This is a genomic window from Candidatus Pelagibacter sp. PS_10_02, assembly GCF_059418005.1.
The window spans coordinates 808,688-823,871 of the sequence record NZ_CM182076.1; the positions used below are offsets into that span (position 1 = coordinate 808,688).

Sequence of the window (15,184 nt, forward strand, 5' to 3'; positions counted from 1 at the left end):
AATGACAATTTTATCTAATGGTCACCAATGGAAATTTTCTGAATTTTTAAATAATAAAAATTATTCCTTTGATAAACAGCAAATTTTAAACACATTATCAGAAAAAGAAATAGATGATGCTTATTCTAGCATTTCAAAATGGGATGGTTATGCCCCTACTCCTTTAATTTCTTTAAATAAATTATCAAAAGAATTAAATTTAAAAAATATTTACTACAAAGATGAGAGTAAAAGATTTAATTTAAAATCTTTTAAAGCTTTAGGTGGCGCTTATGCTGTTGAAAAAGTAACAAAAGGTAATAAAGATATTGTAGTTGCAACCGCAACTGCTGGAAATCATGGAAGATCTGTTGCTTGGGGTGCTAGAAGATTAGGTTTAAAGTGTAAAATCTTTATTAGTGAGTTTGTGAGTGATGCAAGAGGTCAAGCTATGGCTGATCTTGGGGCAGATGTAATTAAAGTAAAAGGAAATTATGAAAAATCATTAATTGAATGCATCAAACAATCTACGGAAAATAATTGGCAAATAGTCCAGGATGTTGCTTGGAGAGATTATATGCAGGTGCCTACGTATACGATGGCTGGATATACAGTCATGATGAAAGAAATTACAGATCAAATTCATAATGAAAAAATGTCTCATATAATTTTACAAGCTGGTGTTGGTGGAATGGCTGGAGCAATGATCGCAGGGATTGCTAAATATTTAAACAATATTCCATCTACTATAGTAGTTGAACCTGATAGTGCAGCTTGTGTTTTGGAAAGTATAAAAACTGGAAAAATAGAAAAAATTGACATCAAAACAGAAAGTTTGATGGGTGGTATGTCTTGTGGAGAGGTATCACTGGTCCCATGGCAGATTTTAAAGAACTCTGTTAAACATTGTATCAGTCTGCCAGATGACGATATTGCAAAAACTATGAAATTATTAGGAAACTCAAGCTTTAGTGATCAGTCTATTATTGCTGGTGAAAATTCGGCTCCAGGAGTAATAAGTTTAATTGCAAGTTGTGAAGATCAAAATTTAAAACAAAGTTTAAGATTAGATCAAAATTCAAATGTTTTAGTAATTGGTTGTGAAGGTGATACAGATAAAGCAATGTACCAAAAGTTAATTAACCAAAATTAATTACATGTCAGACACAGGCATTTTCTGGATAAGAGATGATTTTAGAATAGAAGATAATCCTGCATTATCTTTTGCAACTCAAAATCATGAGAGTGTAATTGGATTGTTTATCTATAATAACAAAAATTTTGATAATCAAACTGAGGCTCAAAAATGGTGGGTTTCAAGGTCATTAGAAGTTTATAAAAAAGACTTATCTAAATATAATATTGCTCTTCAAATAGTGAAAGGTGATGAGCTTGATATTTTTTCTAAGATTAAAAAAAAAGATAATCTTTCTATATATTGGAATAAAGTTTATGAACCAGATGTAATTGCTAAAGGAAAAAAAATTAGAGATATTTTTTTAAAAAATGAAATCAATTTTAAATACTTTAAAGGAAATATTTTAAATGAATTTCAAGAAGTAACCAAAAATGATGGGACACCTTTTAAAGTATTTACTCCATTTTGGAGAACTGCTGAACAAAAATATTTAGCTTCACCTCCTAGTAAAAAATATATTATCAAAAATAAGTCAAAAGAAAAAACTTTTTTTAAAAACTATATTAAACCTAAAGATATTTTGCCTAAAAAAAATTGGTATAAAAAATTTGATAAATACTGGATAATATCTGAGGGTAATTCTAAAAAAATTCTAAATGAGTTAATAGAAAATAAAATCAAAGATTATGGAACAACAAGAGACATCCCATCTGTAGATGGAACTTCAAAACTTTCACCATATATAAAACATGGTCAAATTCATGTGGCAAGTATTTGGAAAAAATGTAGTGAAATCAAATCTAAAGGTATTGGATATAGAAAATATATTAATGAACTTGGTTGGAGAGAATTTTCACATAGTTTGATCAATTATTTTCCAGAATTTTTAAAAGGTAATTATAGAAAAGACTTTGACAAATTTCCATGGATTAAAAACGAAAAACATTTAAAAGCTTGGAAAACTGGAATGACAGGATATCCAATAGTGGATGCTGGTATGAGAGAATTATATGAGACTGGCTGGATGCATAATAGAGTTCGTATGGTAGTTGGATCTTTTCTTGTTAAACATTTAAGAATTAATTGGACTGAAGGAGAAAAACATTTCAGAAATTGTTTGTTGGATTTTAATAAAGCAAACAATGTTGCACAATGGCAGTGGGTTGCTGGTTGTGGGGCAGATGCTGCTCCTTATTTTAGAATTTTCAATCCAATCCTGCAGGGTGAAAAATTTGATAAAGAAGGGCTTTATGTAAAAAAATGGGTCCCCGAATTAGATAAAGTGCCAAATAAATTTATTCATAAACCTTGGGAAATGGAATTAAAATACCAACAAGCAATTAATACAATAATTGGAAAAGATTATCCTCAGCCAATAGTCGTACATGAAAAAGCTAGAGCTTCGGCCTTAGAAGCTTTTCAAAGCTTAAAAAAATAAAAAATAAAAAATTAACAAATTAATCTCCAATAAAATGATGAATAATTGTTCTATTTTGAGTATTTAACCTGTGTTCAAATAGATATAAACCCTGCCAGGTTCCAAGCAATAATTCACCTTCTTTAATACTAAGAGCAATTTGATTATTAGTTAAGGTAGATTTAATGTGTGCTGGCATATCATCTTTTCCTTCCGCTGTGTGAATATACAATTTGTTATCCATAGGAACTAGTTTATCAAAATAATTTACTAGATCTGTTTGAACATCTGGATCAGCATTTTCTTGTACAATTAAAGATGCGCTGGTGTGCTGAATACTTAAATTAAGCATCCCATTTTTAAAATTGTTTTGATTAATCCATTCAATTGTTAGGTTTGTAAATTCGTATAATTTTTGACCCTCAGTATTTATTTTAAGATTATAAAATTCTTGTTTCATCAATTATTTTCCATGGATGTTAATTCGTATAGACGACTGATGGTACGTTTGAATGGTTTTTCTAATAATTTTGATGAGGCAAATTTATCCAGGCTTTGGTTTGCTGTAACTGAAATTGGAACATTTTTATCATAAATTATATCGAGTAAAGTAATGAAACGTTGTTGTTGATTTGTATTTATATCATTAAATTGTGGTATTTGATCTATTACAATAAATTTACAATTTTTAATAATTTCCAAATAATCTTCTGCACCTAAGTTTTGAGCACATAACTCATTAAAGTTAAATCTAACAACCCCTTCATAAAAATTTTCTATTTTGAAATCTCTACCTTTTACATTGATTATTTTTAAAGAATGTTTTTTATCTTTTGTAATAGTTCTAAAAAATTTATTAATTTTAAAGTTAGTTTCCTGATTAAGTGGATAAAAATATCTTTGTTTTTGATTGTTGCTAGATTTTCTATAATCATCTTCAATTTTTAACTCACATTCAACTGACTTCTGCTCCATAACTTTTATAAAAGGTTTAAATTGATCCCTTTGAAGTCCATCTTTATATAACTCAGAGATTTTAGTATTTGAAGTTACAATAATTCTAATATTTTCTTTAAAAATTTGATCAAATAATTTTCCTAAAATCATAGCATCAACTATATTTGTTACCTGAAATTCATCAAAATAAATTAATGAAGCTTTTAATTTTAAATTTTTTACAAAATGATTAATTGTATTTTCTTCTTTTTTTTCATGTACAAAATCATGAAAATTTAACATAAACTCATTAAAGTGTAGTCTTAACCTTTTTTCTTTTAGATGATCAAAAAAAAAATTTAAAATCATAGTTTTACCTACACCAACATCACCATAAAGATAAAAACATTTTTTTGATGATTTTTTTGAAAATAATTTTGAAAAATAAGATTTAAAATTCTCTTTATAATATTGTTCTAATTTCTTAACAGTTTCTATTTGATTTGAATTAACTTCTAATTGTTGAATGTTACAATGCGATATAAAATTTTTTTGTAATTGGTTTACCATTAATTTTTTTTGGTTTTAAAATCAATACCATACTCTGATCTTGGCCCTTTTCGTAAACCAAAGGGACCAGGAATAAATATTGTCATAGGTTTTGTGCCTTCTTTTAAGTCTACTCTGTGATGAGCATTTGCCGAACGAAATCCTACATAACCTGGTTTTCTCCAAAACTTACCCTTTTTTGTAGTTTCCCAGTAACCACCTCTCAGAATAATAGTAATATATGGACATAAATGATTATGTACACCTTCACCGTGATCATCTGCGAGCATTTCATGGATTAAAATATTAAATGGAAACCATTTTGGACGATGTCTAAATAAAACATAATATCTATTCATCCAGGGTTTTGCTTGATCGTATTTGGGATGGGATGGACCTCTATCAAGTACTATTTTTTTTCGTCCTAAACTATTAAGCAACTCAAGAAACATTCTTATTTTAATCTTATAATCGAGTCATCCTTAACTAGATATAAACTGTTATTTGAAATAAAAGGTTTAGATATTTTATTTTTATCAATTTTAAGTATCAAATTAGTTCTACCTGTTAGCACATCAATAACCAAAAGTTTTCCATTGTCTGTGGACAAATATAAGTTTTCTAACCCAATAACAAAACCTACAGGTTTAATTTTCGTTCTTTGTTTTATCTTAAATTTATCAAATATATCTGTGATTCTTATAATATTTCCTGTCGTTTTATCGATGACTATCAAATACCCCTCATTTGTGACAGTAAAAATAAAATCATTTACAATCGCAGGTCTCAAGTATGAATTAATATTTTGTGTCCAATTTATAAGACCATTTGCTAAATTAACAGAGTAAAAAGAATTATTATTATTTGAAAATATTAGCGAGTTTTTACTTATAACTAATTCTGACAATTTTAATAAATATGGTTTAATTGAAGTATCTTTATCTCCTGTAGTTATAATCCATTTTAGATTTCCATTATTAATATCTAGTGCACTTATATCGCCAACAGAATTATTAAATATAACTTTATCTTTATTGATTACTATTGAGATTTTTTTTGTAGATTTTATTATATTATTTTCACTTTTGTTTTGCCAAATTAAAGTGCCATCTGTTATTGAAATACAACTCAGAACATTATTGGAGTCTACTACAAAAAACTTGTCATCATTAATTTTTATATCAGAAATAAATGGTGCATTATTATATTTTGTCCATAAAATTTCTCCTGTCTTAATATTTAACGCATAATATTTTGAAATACTGTCTGCAACAATCAGGGTTGTTTCATTTTTCGCAAAAAATAAAATGGGGTGATTTTTTTTCTCTTGTTTGTTATAAAAATTTTTTTTCCATAATAAATCTGAATTTTGATCAAACTTAACTATTGAACCTTTACTGTCAAAAAAAATTAAATTATCATTATTAAAAATTATATCTGGCTGAAACTGATCGAAATTTTTTATTTTTGAGAACTTATATTTAGATATTTTTTTTAAATCTGTTGAGAAATCAACAATACCTTCATTATTTACATTGTATAAGTTATTACCTAATATATCGTCAAATTTTAATTCTATTTTTAAGTTTGAATTAAATTCTTTTTGAACAACTTTTTTCTTTTTAAATAAAGCATTTTTATTCAAAACTTTTTTTTCATTTTCAATATTTGCTTCTTTTGTCCAGAATTTTGAGTTTGAATTAAATGAGCAGTTACTTATTAAAAAAAATATTAATAAAATCTTTAAAATCCTATTCACGGTAGTCTCTGTTAAGTCTTTTTTGCGTTGTTTCTTTAATATCGCTATTGACTTGTGGAAGGGTAATTATCTGGTCAAAAAAATCTTTTGCTTTTTGCTTTTCATCTTTTGAATAGAAATATTCAGCAACTAAATATAAAGCATGTGATTTCCATATACTTTCAGAATTAATTAAAGGGTTTAAGATCATTAATAATTCATTTTCTGACACAGAATTTGAATTGTATAGTCCTTTTTTATAAATATTTAGATTTTTAATTTCTTTATCAAGCTTTGTTTTGTTTATCACCTCATCAAATAACAGATTAATTTCATCTCGACTCTCAATTAAATTATTATCTATTAAAAAATATAACGCCAGTGGTGAATAGGTAGTATCATTTGCTTTCACTATATCAGTTAAATCTTCAATTATTTTTTGAGGGTTTTCTGTTTTAAAATTTATTGAAGCAAAATTATATTTATCAGCCAACTTGAGTGTGACTTGTTTTTTATAGGTATCAATTGAATAAATGCCAATTACCAAAATAACTAAAATTAATACTGATGAGATTATTTTTTTTTTATTATTTGTTAAAAAGTTTTTAATCTTTTCATTTCTTGTGTTTGAGTCGATTATTGAAATATCTTCATCCATATTAAATCATATTTCTTAAAACAAATTGAAGAATACCACCATGCTTATAATATTCTAATTCGTTCTTTGTATCAATTCTACAAAGAGTTTTAATTTTTTTAATATCTCCATTTGCATATTTTATCTCTACACTAATATGGTCAGAAGGGTTCACTCCATCTTGTATTTCTAAAACAGTAATCAATTCAGAACCAATTAAATTTAAGTTGGTTCTATTGTTTCCCTCTGTAAACTGAAGTGGTAAAACACCCATTCCAATTAAATTTGATCTATGAATTCTTTCAAAACTTTCTGCAATAACTGCTTTTACACCTAATAGTTTTGTTCCTTTTGCGGCCCAGTCTCTTGATGAACCTGTTCCATATTCCTTGCCACCTATAACAACTAAATCTACACCTCTTTTTTTATATTCTTCAACTGCATTGTAAATTGGCATAACTTTATCTTCTGGATATAATTTTGTAAAACCTCCTTCTGTTCCAGGTGCCATTTCATTTCTAATTCTAATATTTGCAAATGTTCCTCTCATCATAACCTCGTGATTTCCTCTTCTCGAACCGTAAGAATTATAATCTTTCGGTTGTATTTGATGTTCCATAAAATATTCACCTGTTGGACTTTCTTTTTGAATATTTCCTGCTGGCGAAATATGGTCAGTCGTTACCATGTCACCTAAAATTAAAAGTAGTCTTGCATCTTTGATTGGTTTAAAGCCTTCTGGTGTATCAGGTAAATTTTCAAAGAAAGGTGGTTTTTTTACATAAGTAGAAGTGTCATCCCAATTATATATACTTGTATTTTCTGTTTTAATTTCTTGCCACTGTTTAGGTCCTTCTGAGACATTGGAATATCTTTTAATAAACATGTCAGCATTAAGTGCATCTCTTAATGTTTCCTCAATTTCTTTATTTGAAGGCCAAATATCTTTTAAAAAAATATCTTTTCTATCTTTATCTTGTCCTAAAGGATCTTTGTATAAATCGAATTCCATATGACCTGCTAATGCATAGGCTACTACAAGAGGTGGGGAAGCAAGATAATTTGCTTTGATATGGGGAGATATTCTTCCCTCAAAATTTCTATTTCCTGATAATACAGATACAGCATATAAATTTTCTTTTTGGATAGCATCTGTAATATTTTCAGGTAAAGGTCCAGAATTTCCTATGCATGTTGTGCATCCATAGCCTACTAGGTTAAATCCAAGTTTATCTAAAAATATGTTTAGGCCTGCTTTTTCTAAATAATCAGTCACAACTTGTGAACCTGGGGCTAAAGATGTTTTGACCCAAGGTTTTGTTGTTAAACCTAATTCAACAGCTTTTTTAGCTAAAAGACCAGCACCAATTAAAACATTAGGATTTGATGTATTGGTACATGATGTTATAGCAGCAATTAATATTGATCCATCTTTAATTTCATAATCTGTATTTTCAACTTTTGAAACATTTTGTTTATTTCTTTGTGTGGCATCTTTAAAAACTTTTTTAAATTCAACAGAAGCATTTGTAAGCAAAACTTTATCTTGAGGTCTTTTAGGTCCTGAAATTGTTGGCACAACTGTAGACATGTCTAAAGAAATAGTATCTGTAAATTCTATACCCTCACTTGCCCATAAACCTTGTTCTTTAGCATAAACTTCAACAATTTTTACTGTTGCTTCATCTCTTCCAGAAAATCTTAAATATTTTAATGTTTCGTCATCAATAGGAAAAAATCCACAAGTTGCACCATACTCTGGTGCCATGTTTGCAATTGTTGCTCTATCAGCTAGGGTTAAATTTTTTAAACCTTCACCATAAAATTCAACAAATTTTCCAACAACTCCTTTATCTCTTAACATCTTTACAACTGTTAATACTAAATCAGTAGCAGTGGTGCCCTCTGGCATTTTATTTTTAACTTCAAATCCTATTACCTCAGGAATTAACATTGAAATTGGCTGACCTAACATTCCAGCTTCTGCTTCAATGCCTCCAACACCCCATCCAAGCACTGACAATCCATTAACCATTGTCGTGTGGCTATCTGTACCAACTAAGGTATCAGGAAATAGATAATCCTCTTCATTAAACTTCTCAGACCACACTACTTTAGATAAGTATTCTAAATTAACCTGGTGACAGATTCCTGTTCCAGGAGGAACAATCCTAAAATTATTAAATGCTTGCTGTCCCCATTTTAGAAATGAATATCGCTCTCCATTTCTTTCAAATTCTATATCAACATTTTTTTCAAAAGAATCTGATTTGGCAGATTTGTCTACTTGTACAGAGTGATCAATAACTAAATCTACCGCTGACAAAGGATTGATAGAATTTGGATCTCTATTTTTTTCTTTTACAGCCTCTCTCATAGCAGCTAAATCTGCTACAGCTGGTATACCCGTATAATCTTGCAATAAAACTCTTGCAGGACGGTAAGCTATTTCAGTGTTTGATTTTTTATCTTTTAACCAAAGTTTAATTGCATCTATTTGATCTTTGTTAACTGATAAATCATCTTCATATCTTAAAAGATTTTCTAGCAAAACTTTCAAGGATTTTGGTAATTTTGAAATACCTTCTAATCCATTTTTTTCAGCTTCAGCTAATGAATAATATTTATAGTTTTTATTATCAATACTGATTGATTTTAAAGACTTATATGAATTTTGGTTTCCTGGTTTCATTTAGTTAGATGTAAAATCCTATTATACAAAGAATAAGAAGCAATGACATAGCATAATTGAAACGTTTAATGAAATTAATATTTGTCGCAAAACCCCTTAAGAATTTACCTAAAAATGCCCATACAGTAATACTTGTTATAGCTGTTAAGGAACAAACAATAATAACAGATAAAGAGCTCGTCAAATAATTATCCTCTTTGACAAATTTAGAAATTAAAGTAATTGCTGCCATTACACCTTTTGGATTTAAAAACTGAAATATAAATGTATCAAAAAATTTTACAGGATTTTCTTTTTTATCTTCAGTCGATGAATTAGTGAAAGAAATTTTATATGCAAGATAAAATAAAAAAATTGTACCTAATATTCTAATTATCTCTTGAATTATTGGATACTTAACAAAAGTTGATATTAGAACAAAATTAATTAATATAACTAATGTCGTATATCCTAACCACACACCTAGTATTAGTGGAATTGTTTTTTTTATACCAAAATTAAATCCTGAATAAGATGCTACAGCATTGTTTGGTCCAGGAGTGTAACCAAGTGAAACCGATATACCAATTAACAATAATAATTCTGAGTACATAAAAAATTAAGCTATAGGAAGACCATTCTCAGATGGTTGAGAGGGATGAACCAATATCACTTTACCTTCTTCATCAATTGATCCTAGAATAAGAACTTGTGAAACAACTCCTGCAATATTTTTTTCAGGAAAATTACAAACACCAATCACCTGTTTTCCTTTTAAATTTTCTTCGTTATAATAATGGGTAATTTGAGCGGATGATTGTTTAATTCCTATATCTTTTCCAAAATCTACTTTTATTACCAGTGAGGGTTTTCTGGCTTTTTCATTTTTTTTAACAGATATGACTGTTCCAACTCTAATATCAACTTTGTCAAAAATATCATACGTTATTTGTTCTTTCATTATTTTAATATATAATAGAAATAATTTATGAGTACAGAAAATAGTTCTAATCAATTATTTAATAATTCTATAAAAATTTTAAAAGATTTGATTTCATTTAAAACTATATCTGGTCAAGATAATAGCTCTTTAATTAATTATTGTGATGAAATTTTAAAAAAGATAGGTGCTACATCATTTAGAACTTTTGATGATGAAAAAAAAAGAGTTAATCTTTTTGCAACACTTAAAGCAAAGAACCCTAGTAATAAAAAACCTATAATTTTATCAGGTCATACTGATGTTGTTCCTGTTTCTAAAGGATGGAGTGCAGATCCATTTGAAGCAATAATTAAAGATGAAAAACTTTTTGGTAGAGGGGCTTGTGATATGAAAGGTTTTATTGCTTGTACTTTAGCTTTCGCTCCAATTTATGCAAAAGCGAATTCTGATAGAGATATTCATTTTTCCTATACCTTTGATGAAGAAACTGCTTGTATAGGAGCTCCAATATTAATTGCTGAATTAAAAAAAAGAGGAATAAAAGATGGAATTTGTATAATTGGAGAACCAACTAATATGAAAATCATAGATGCTCATAAAGGGTGTTATGAATATACAACTTATTTTGAGGGTTTAGCAGGTCATAGCTCTGCTCCACATAAAGGTGTCAGTGCTGTTGAATATGCATCAAGATATGTAAATAAATTAATTGAGTTAAGAGAAAAATTAAAAGAAAGATCTCCTAAAGACTCTATTTTTGACCCTCCACACTCCACACTATCAATTGGTGGAATATTTGGCGGGATAGCTCACAATGTAATTGCTGACAAATGTCACATCAACTGGGAAACAAGACCTGTTGTTAAAGAAGATGGTGTATTTTTGAATTTAGAAATAGATAAATATGCTAATGAAGTTTTATTGCCAGATATGAAAAAAGTTTATCCTAAGGCTACAATTAGCAAAAAAATTATTGGTGAAGTAATTGGTTTCGATAGAGATGAAGCATCAAAAGCCTGTGAATTAGTTTCAAGTTTAACAGGAGATAATTCAAGAGAAGTTGTTTCTTTTGGAACCGAAGCTGGTCTATTTCAAGAGATAGGAATAAGCACAGTTGTTTGTGGTCCTGGTTCAATTGAACAAGCACATAAAATTGATGAATTTATAAAACTTGATGAGCTTAAAAAATGTTTAAGCTTGCTGGATGGTATTAAAGAAAAATCTGTAATAAATTAACAAATTGTTAATTCAGTCAAATTAAATTATAATTTTTTATGACAAAAAAAGATACTCGCGATCTAATTGGTTATGGTTCAAATTTACCTAAGGTTGAATGGCCAAACAAAGCACGTATAGCGGTTCAAATAGTCTTAAATTATGAAGAAGGTGCAGAAAATTGTGTTCTTAATGGAGACAAAAATTCAGAAGTTTTTCTGTCAGAAATTATAGGCGCTCAACCCATAAAGGGAAGGCATATGAATATGGAGTCGCTTTATGAATATGGTTCAAGAGCAGGTTTTTGGAGACTTCACAATCTTTTTCAAGAAAAAGAAATTCCTATAACTATTTTTGGAGTTGGGATGGCCTTAGAAAAAAACCCTGAAATTTGTAAAGCCATAATAGAAGCTGATTATGAAGTAGCTTCACATGGATGGAGATGGATTGATTATCAAAATATTAAAAAATCAGAAGAAAAAAAACATATGCAGCTTGCTATTAAAGCTCATACTAAAATTTTTGGTAAAAGACCTGATGGTTGGTATACGGGAAGATGTAGTCCAAATACTAGAGATTTGGTAATGGAAGATGGTGGATTTTTATATGACAGTGACTCGTATAGTGATGATTTACCATATTGGGAAAACAGAAATAAAAAAAAACAATTAATCATTCCTTATACTCTTGATAATAATGATATGAGATTTGCAACAAATCAAGGTTTTAATACTGGTGATCATTTTTATAGTTATCTTAAAGATAGTTTTGATGTTTTGTATGAAGAAGGAAGAACAAACCCAAAAATGATGTCTGTTGGACTACACTGTAGACTAATTGGAAAACCTGGTAGAATTCAGTCTTTAAAAAAGTTTTTAGATTATATACAAAAACATGAAGATATTTGGGTTTGCAAAAGAGTTGATATTGCCAAACATTGGATTAAAAACTATTCCTAACAATGTCTGAAAAAATAATTTTCACAAATGGATTAATAGACTTGGCTCAACCCCGATTGGGTTCAAAAGTTATTTATAAAACAGATGATTTTTTTGCCTCAGCTAATAGAATTATAAATCCATCACCAGCTGTCTTTAAGGAGGGATTGTTTGATAGAAATGGAAAATGGATGGATGGTTGGGAATCGAGAAGAAAAAGAAATCTAGGACATGATTATTTAATTATTAAATTAGGTAAACCTGGTAAAATTTCTAAAGTAGATGTGGATACATCTCATTTCAATGGAAATCAACCATCTATGATTTCTTTAGAGGCCTGCAGCTCTAAATCCAATTCGTATAAAAATTTTAAATGGAAAACTTTACTGGGTAAAAAAAAAATAAAAGCTAACAGTCATCATTTTTTTAATATCTCATCCAAATCTACAGTTACTCATATTAAATTTAATATCTTTCCAGATGGAGGAGTTGCTAGATTAAGACTTTTTGGAAAAATTTCAAAGGACACAATTAATTTGAAAAATAGGACTACAAATTTAACATCTCTTTTAAATGGAGCCTCAGTTATAGCTTGTAATAATGAACATTTTGGAAAAGCTGAAAATATTTTAGCACCTGGTAAAGCAAAAAATATGGGTGATGGATGGGAGACTAGAAGAAGAAGAGATAAAGGTTTTGATTGGCTAATATTAAACTCAATTGATGGCAATAAAATTGATAAAATTGAAATATCAACACATCATTTTAAAGGAAATTATCCAAGTCACTGCTCTCTTCAAGCGATTTATATTCCAAACAATAAAACATCATCTTCAATTATAAAAAATTCTAAGAAGTGGAAAGTTCTATTAGATAAAGTTAAATTATCAGCAAATAAAACACATATATTTAAAAATAAATTAATGAAAAATAATAAAATTAATTATGTTAAAATTAATATTTTTCCAGATGGTGGTATTTCAAGATTTAGAATGTTTGGTAAGGCGCTTTAATGGAAATTATAATTAAACCAAAACCAATCACTAAAGAAAACTTCTCTAAGTATGGAGATGTAATTACAACTAAAGATATAAAGCCACTTGAAATTAATAATGGTTATGCAAAAAGATTTGATGGTATAGCGAATTTAGATACGTCAACTGATAATGGAGAAACTACTATTTGTATTTTTTCTGCCTTAAAAAGATCCTTTCCAATGAAAATTGATATGATGGAAAAACATCCTTTAGGAAGTCAGGCTTTTATACCAATGCAAGAAACTACTTTTTTAGTATTGGTTGCTCCGAAAGGTGATAAACCAAATATTGATGAAATTGAGTCCTTCATTGTTCCTCCAAATATTGGTGTGAATTATAAACCTGGCACATGGCATTTTCCTTTAATATCTACTTTGGACATGAATTTTTTAGTTGTAGATAGAAAAGGCACTGGAGACAATCTAGTAATTGAAGATTTAAATAACAAAGAAATTTTCTTAAAATACTAAAACCCGCCACATAAATGCGGCGGGTTTTTCTAATTTTAAATAATTAGTTTTATTATCTTTTAGATATTGCTAAATGAACTACGGCACCTAGTGATGCTCCAATTATCCAAGCATATCCTCCGCCACCACCTAGGTTTGCGAAGAAATCATCTAAACCAAAAACTAAAATGTTTGGCCAAACAGTTCCAACTGCGATGTAACCTGATAGTATCCAAGCTAACATTCCTTTATGATTGAAGCCACCATTGTAATGATACTTCCCACTAGGGCTAGCATCAAACAATGCGTCTACATCTAGTTTTTCTTTTTTGATGATATAATAATCAACAATCATAATACCAAATACAGGTGCAAGAATTGCTCCTAATGTATTAACAAATGGAAATAAACCCATTTGAGTAATAACAGCAACCCACATACCGCCAATAATAAAACCAAAACCAGCAGTTATTAATCCACCAGTTTTAAAATTGATTTTACTTGGCATTAAATTAGCTAGATCATACGCAGGGGGTATAAAGTTTGCAACCATGTTAATACCAACTGTCGCTGCAAAGAATGCAAATGCAGCAATAATTGTTAAACCTAAGTTATCTACTTTAGCTACCATCTCTGTAGGACTTGCAACATACTCACCAAAAATTGCAATTGTTCCGCCTGTGATCATTAAAGTAATAAAAGAGAATAAGATCACGTTACCTACTAATCCCCATAGGTTACCTTTTCTCATCTCTTCTTCATTTTTAACAAATCTAGCGAAGTCACCAAAATTGATAACTACTGCAGCGAAATATCCAACCATAATTGAAAATACAGCTATGAAAGCTCCAAATGATCCTAAACCTTCAAAACCACCAGTTCTTTCTCCTCCAGAAAATATAGTTCCCACTTCTGAAAAAAGTCCTCCACCAGCTTTAACCCAGATAATAATCATTAATAGTATCATTACCGCATAGACAGCAGGTCCTGCAAAGTTTAAGAATTTTTTGATAAGATCTACACCTTGCCAAAATAAATAAACTTGGAATCCAGACACAAATATAAATGACACCCACATTACACCTGTCATTCCTAAGAACATTTCTGTACCTGCGTTTCCAGTAATACCTGTAATTAAAAGTGCTACAGCAGTTGATGCTGCATAAGTTTGTGCTCCATACCAAAACATTGCAACAAGACCTCTGGCCATTGCTGGAAAGTTTGCTCCAAAGACACCCATACTAACACGAGCGAATACTGGATATGGAATTCCATGTTTTACACTTGGTTTACCTGATAAGTTTACTAGCCACATTATAAAAAATCCTGCTAGAATTAATGCAGCAAATACAGCCCAACCATTTAGTCCTGACGCTAAAAACAAAGATGCTGCCAAAGTATAACCAAATAAACTTTGAACATCATTAGCCCAGACATTAAAGATTTCGAACCATCCCCAATTTTTTTTATTGCTTGGAGTTGGAGCTAAATCTGAGTTGTAGAGTTTTGACGATCTACCCATATCTTTTCTCCCTTT

At 29.2% G+C, this 15,184-nt stretch carries 15 protein-coding genes; 6 read left to right on the forward strand and 9 right to left on the reverse strand.

Translation table 11 applies throughout. From position 1 onward, the window contains the following. The first annotated feature begins 1 nt into the window (after window position 1). Both AC5SL1_RS04520 and AC5SL1_RS04525 read left to right on the forward strand, forming a co-directional pair. Window positions 2–1,132, forward strand: coding sequence for a diaminopropionate ammonia-lyase (locus tag AC5SL1_RS04520; RefSeq protein WP_494599263.1), 1,131 nt, complete (start codon window positions 2–4; stop codon window positions 1,130–1,132). Between the two features lie 4 nt (window positions 1,133–1,136). After that, window positions 1,137–2,555: a cryptochrome/photolyase family protein gene (locus AC5SL1_RS04525; RefSeq protein WP_494599264.1), complete on the forward strand. Its 1,419-nt coding sequence runs from the start codon at window positions 1,137–1,139 to the stop codon at window positions 2,553–2,555. A 19-nt stretch (window positions 2,556–2,574) separates the two neighbouring features. Here AC5SL1_RS04525 and AC5SL1_RS04530 read toward each other — a convergent pair whose 3' ends face one another. From AC5SL1_RS04530 to AC5SL1_RS04565, 8 genes are read right to left on the reverse strand one after another with little or no spacing between them, the layout of a single operon-like run. Continuing rightward, window positions 2,575–2,994 (reverse strand): secondary thiamine-phosphate synthase enzyme YjbQ, encoded by a 420-nt coding sequence (locus tag AC5SL1_RS04530; RefSeq protein WP_494599265.1) that lies wholly within the window; start codon window positions 2,992–2,994, stop codon window positions 2,575–2,577. Next, on the reverse strand, window positions 2,994–4,040 hold the full coding sequence (gene zapE / locus AC5SL1_RS04535) for a cell division protein ZapE (protein ID WP_494599266.1): 1,047 nt from the start codon (window positions 4,038–4,040) through the stop codon (window positions 2,994–2,996). The genes AC5SL1_RS04530 and zapE overlap by 1 nt, the downstream gene beginning before the upstream one ends. Further along, on the reverse strand, window positions 4,040–4,471 hold the full coding sequence (locus AC5SL1_RS04540; RefSeq protein WP_494579241.1) for a hypothetical protein: 432 nt from the start codon (window positions 4,469–4,471) through the stop codon (window positions 4,040–4,042). Before AC5SL1_RS04540 ends, zapE begins: the two co-directional genes overlap by 1 nt. Window positions 4,472–4,473: 2 nt before the next feature. Next, a complete protein-coding gene (locus tag AC5SL1_RS04545; RefSeq protein ID WP_494599267.1) occupies window positions 4,474–5,778 on the reverse strand; it encodes a PQQ-binding-like beta-propeller repeat protein in 1,305 nt (434 codons plus the stop codon). Then, on the reverse strand, window positions 5,771–6,415 hold the full coding sequence (locus AC5SL1_RS04550; RefSeq protein WP_494599268.1) for a hypothetical protein: 645 nt from the start codon (window positions 6,413–6,415) through the stop codon (window positions 5,771–5,773). The genes AC5SL1_RS04545 and AC5SL1_RS04550 overlap by 8 nt, the downstream gene beginning before the upstream one ends. Window position 6,416: 1 nt before the next feature. Next, window positions 6,417–9,086, reverse strand: a complete 2,670-nt coding sequence (gene acnA / locus AC5SL1_RS04555; protein WP_494599269.1) for an aconitate hydratase AcnA — start codon at window positions 9,084–9,086, stop codon at window positions 6,417–6,419. A gap of 4 nt (window positions 9,087–9,090) precedes the next feature. After that, the gene (locus AC5SL1_RS04560) at window positions 9,091–9,678 is read right to left on the reverse strand and encodes a LysE family translocator (RefSeq protein WP_494599270.1); all 588 of its coding nucleotides are present in this window, start codon (window positions 9,676–9,678) and stop codon (window positions 9,091–9,093) included. A gap of 6 nt (window positions 9,679–9,684) precedes the next feature. Continuing rightward, window positions 9,685–10,026: a tRNA-binding protein gene (locus tag AC5SL1_RS04565; RefSeq protein ID WP_494579251.1), complete on the reverse strand. Its 342-nt coding sequence runs from the start codon at window positions 10,024–10,026 to the stop codon at window positions 9,685–9,687. 27 nt (window positions 10,027–10,053) lie between these two features. Between AC5SL1_RS04565 and argE the strand changes: the two genes are divergently transcribed. Genes argE through AC5SL1_RS04585 form a run of 4 tightly spaced genes read left to right on the forward strand, consistent with a single transcriptional unit; the run spans window position 10,054 to window position 13,668 of the window. Further along, the gene (argE, locus tag AC5SL1_RS04570; RefSeq protein ID WP_494599271.1) at window positions 10,054–11,244 is read left to right on the forward strand and encodes an acetylornithine deacetylase; all 1,191 of its coding nucleotides are present in this window, start codon (window positions 10,054–10,056) and stop codon (window positions 11,242–11,244) included. A gap of 38 nt (window positions 11,245–11,282) precedes the next feature. Beyond that, window positions 11,283–12,182, forward strand: a complete 900-nt coding sequence (gene puuE, locus AC5SL1_RS04575) for an allantoinase PuuE (RefSeq protein ID WP_494599272.1) — start codon at window positions 11,283–11,285, stop codon at window positions 12,180–12,182. Between the two features lie 2 nt (window positions 12,183–12,184). Then, a complete protein-coding gene (alc, locus tag AC5SL1_RS04580) occupies window positions 12,185–13,174 on the forward strand; it encodes an allantoicase (RefSeq protein ID WP_494599273.1) in 990 nt (329 codons plus the stop codon). Then, the gene (locus AC5SL1_RS04585; protein WP_494579258.1) at window positions 13,174–13,668 is read left to right on the forward strand and encodes an ureidoglycolate lyase; all 495 of its coding nucleotides are present in this window, start codon (window positions 13,174–13,176) and stop codon (window positions 13,666–13,668) included. Before alc ends, AC5SL1_RS04585 begins: the two co-directional genes overlap by 1 nt. A 52-nt stretch (window positions 13,669–13,720) precedes the next feature. Here AC5SL1_RS04585 and AC5SL1_RS04590 read toward each other — a convergent pair whose 3' ends face one another. Then, the gene (locus AC5SL1_RS04590) at window positions 13,721–15,169 is read right to left on the reverse strand and encodes an NCS1 family nucleobase:cation symporter-1 (RefSeq protein WP_494579260.1); all 1,449 of its coding nucleotides are present in this window, start codon (window positions 15,167–15,169) and stop codon (window positions 13,721–13,723) included. Window positions 15,170–15,184: the final 15 nt, after the last annotated feature.

What these genes read in the sequence shown, in the direction of transcription:
- AC5SL1_RS04540 (WP_494579241.1), bottom strand. Translation starts at nt 4,471, where the DNA reads ATGTTTCTTGAGTTGCTTAATAGTTTAGGACGAAAAAAAATAGTACTT.
- puuE (WP_494599272.1), top strand. Translation starts at nt 11,283, where the DNA reads ATGACAAAAAAAGATACTCGCGATCTAATTGGTTATGGTTCAAATTTA.
- zapE (WP_494599266.1), bottom strand. Translation starts at nt 4,040, where the DNA reads ATGGTAAACCAATTACAAAAAAATTTTATATCGCATTGTAACATTCAA.
- argE (WP_494599271.1), top strand. Translation starts at nt 10,054, where the DNA reads ATGAGTACAGAAAATAGTTCTAATCAATTATTTAATAATTCTATAAAA.
- AC5SL1_RS04530 (WP_494599265.1), bottom strand. Translation starts at nt 2,994, where the DNA reads ATGAAACAAGAATTTTATAATCTTAAAATAAATACTGAGGGTCAAAAA.
- acnA (WP_494599269.1), bottom strand. Translation starts at nt 9,086, where the DNA reads ATGAAACCAGGAAACCAAAATTCATATAAGTCTTTAAAATCAATCAGT.
- AC5SL1_RS04525 (WP_494599264.1), top strand. Translation starts at nt 1,137, where the DNA reads ATGTCAGACACAGGCATTTTCTGGATAAGAGATGATTTTAGAATAGAA.
- AC5SL1_RS04590 (WP_494579260.1), bottom strand. Translation starts at nt 15,169, where the DNA reads ATGGGTAGATCGTCAAAACTCTACAACTCAGATTTAGCTCCAACTCCA.
- alc (WP_494599273.1), top strand. Translation starts at nt 12,185, where the DNA reads ATGTCTGAAAAAATAATTTTCACAAATGGATTAATAGACTTGGCTCAA.
- AC5SL1_RS04585 (WP_494579258.1), top strand. Translation starts at nt 13,174, where the DNA reads ATGGAAATTATAATTAAACCAAAACCAATCACTAAAGAAAACTTCTCT.
- AC5SL1_RS04520 (WP_494599263.1), top strand. Translation starts at nt 2, where the DNA reads ATGACAATTTTATCTAATGGTCACCAATGGAAATTTTCTGAATTTTTA.
- AC5SL1_RS04560 (WP_494599270.1), bottom strand. Translation starts at nt 9,678, where the DNA reads ATGTACTCAGAATTATTATTGTTAATTGGTATATCGGTTTCACTTGGT.
- AC5SL1_RS04565 (WP_494579251.1), bottom strand. Translation starts at nt 10,026, where the DNA reads ATGAAAGAACAAATAACGTATGATATTTTTGACAAAGTTGATATTAGA.
- AC5SL1_RS04550 (WP_494599268.1), bottom strand. Translation starts at nt 6,415, where the DNA reads ATGGATGAAGATATTTCAATAATCGACTCAAACACAAGAAATGAAAAG.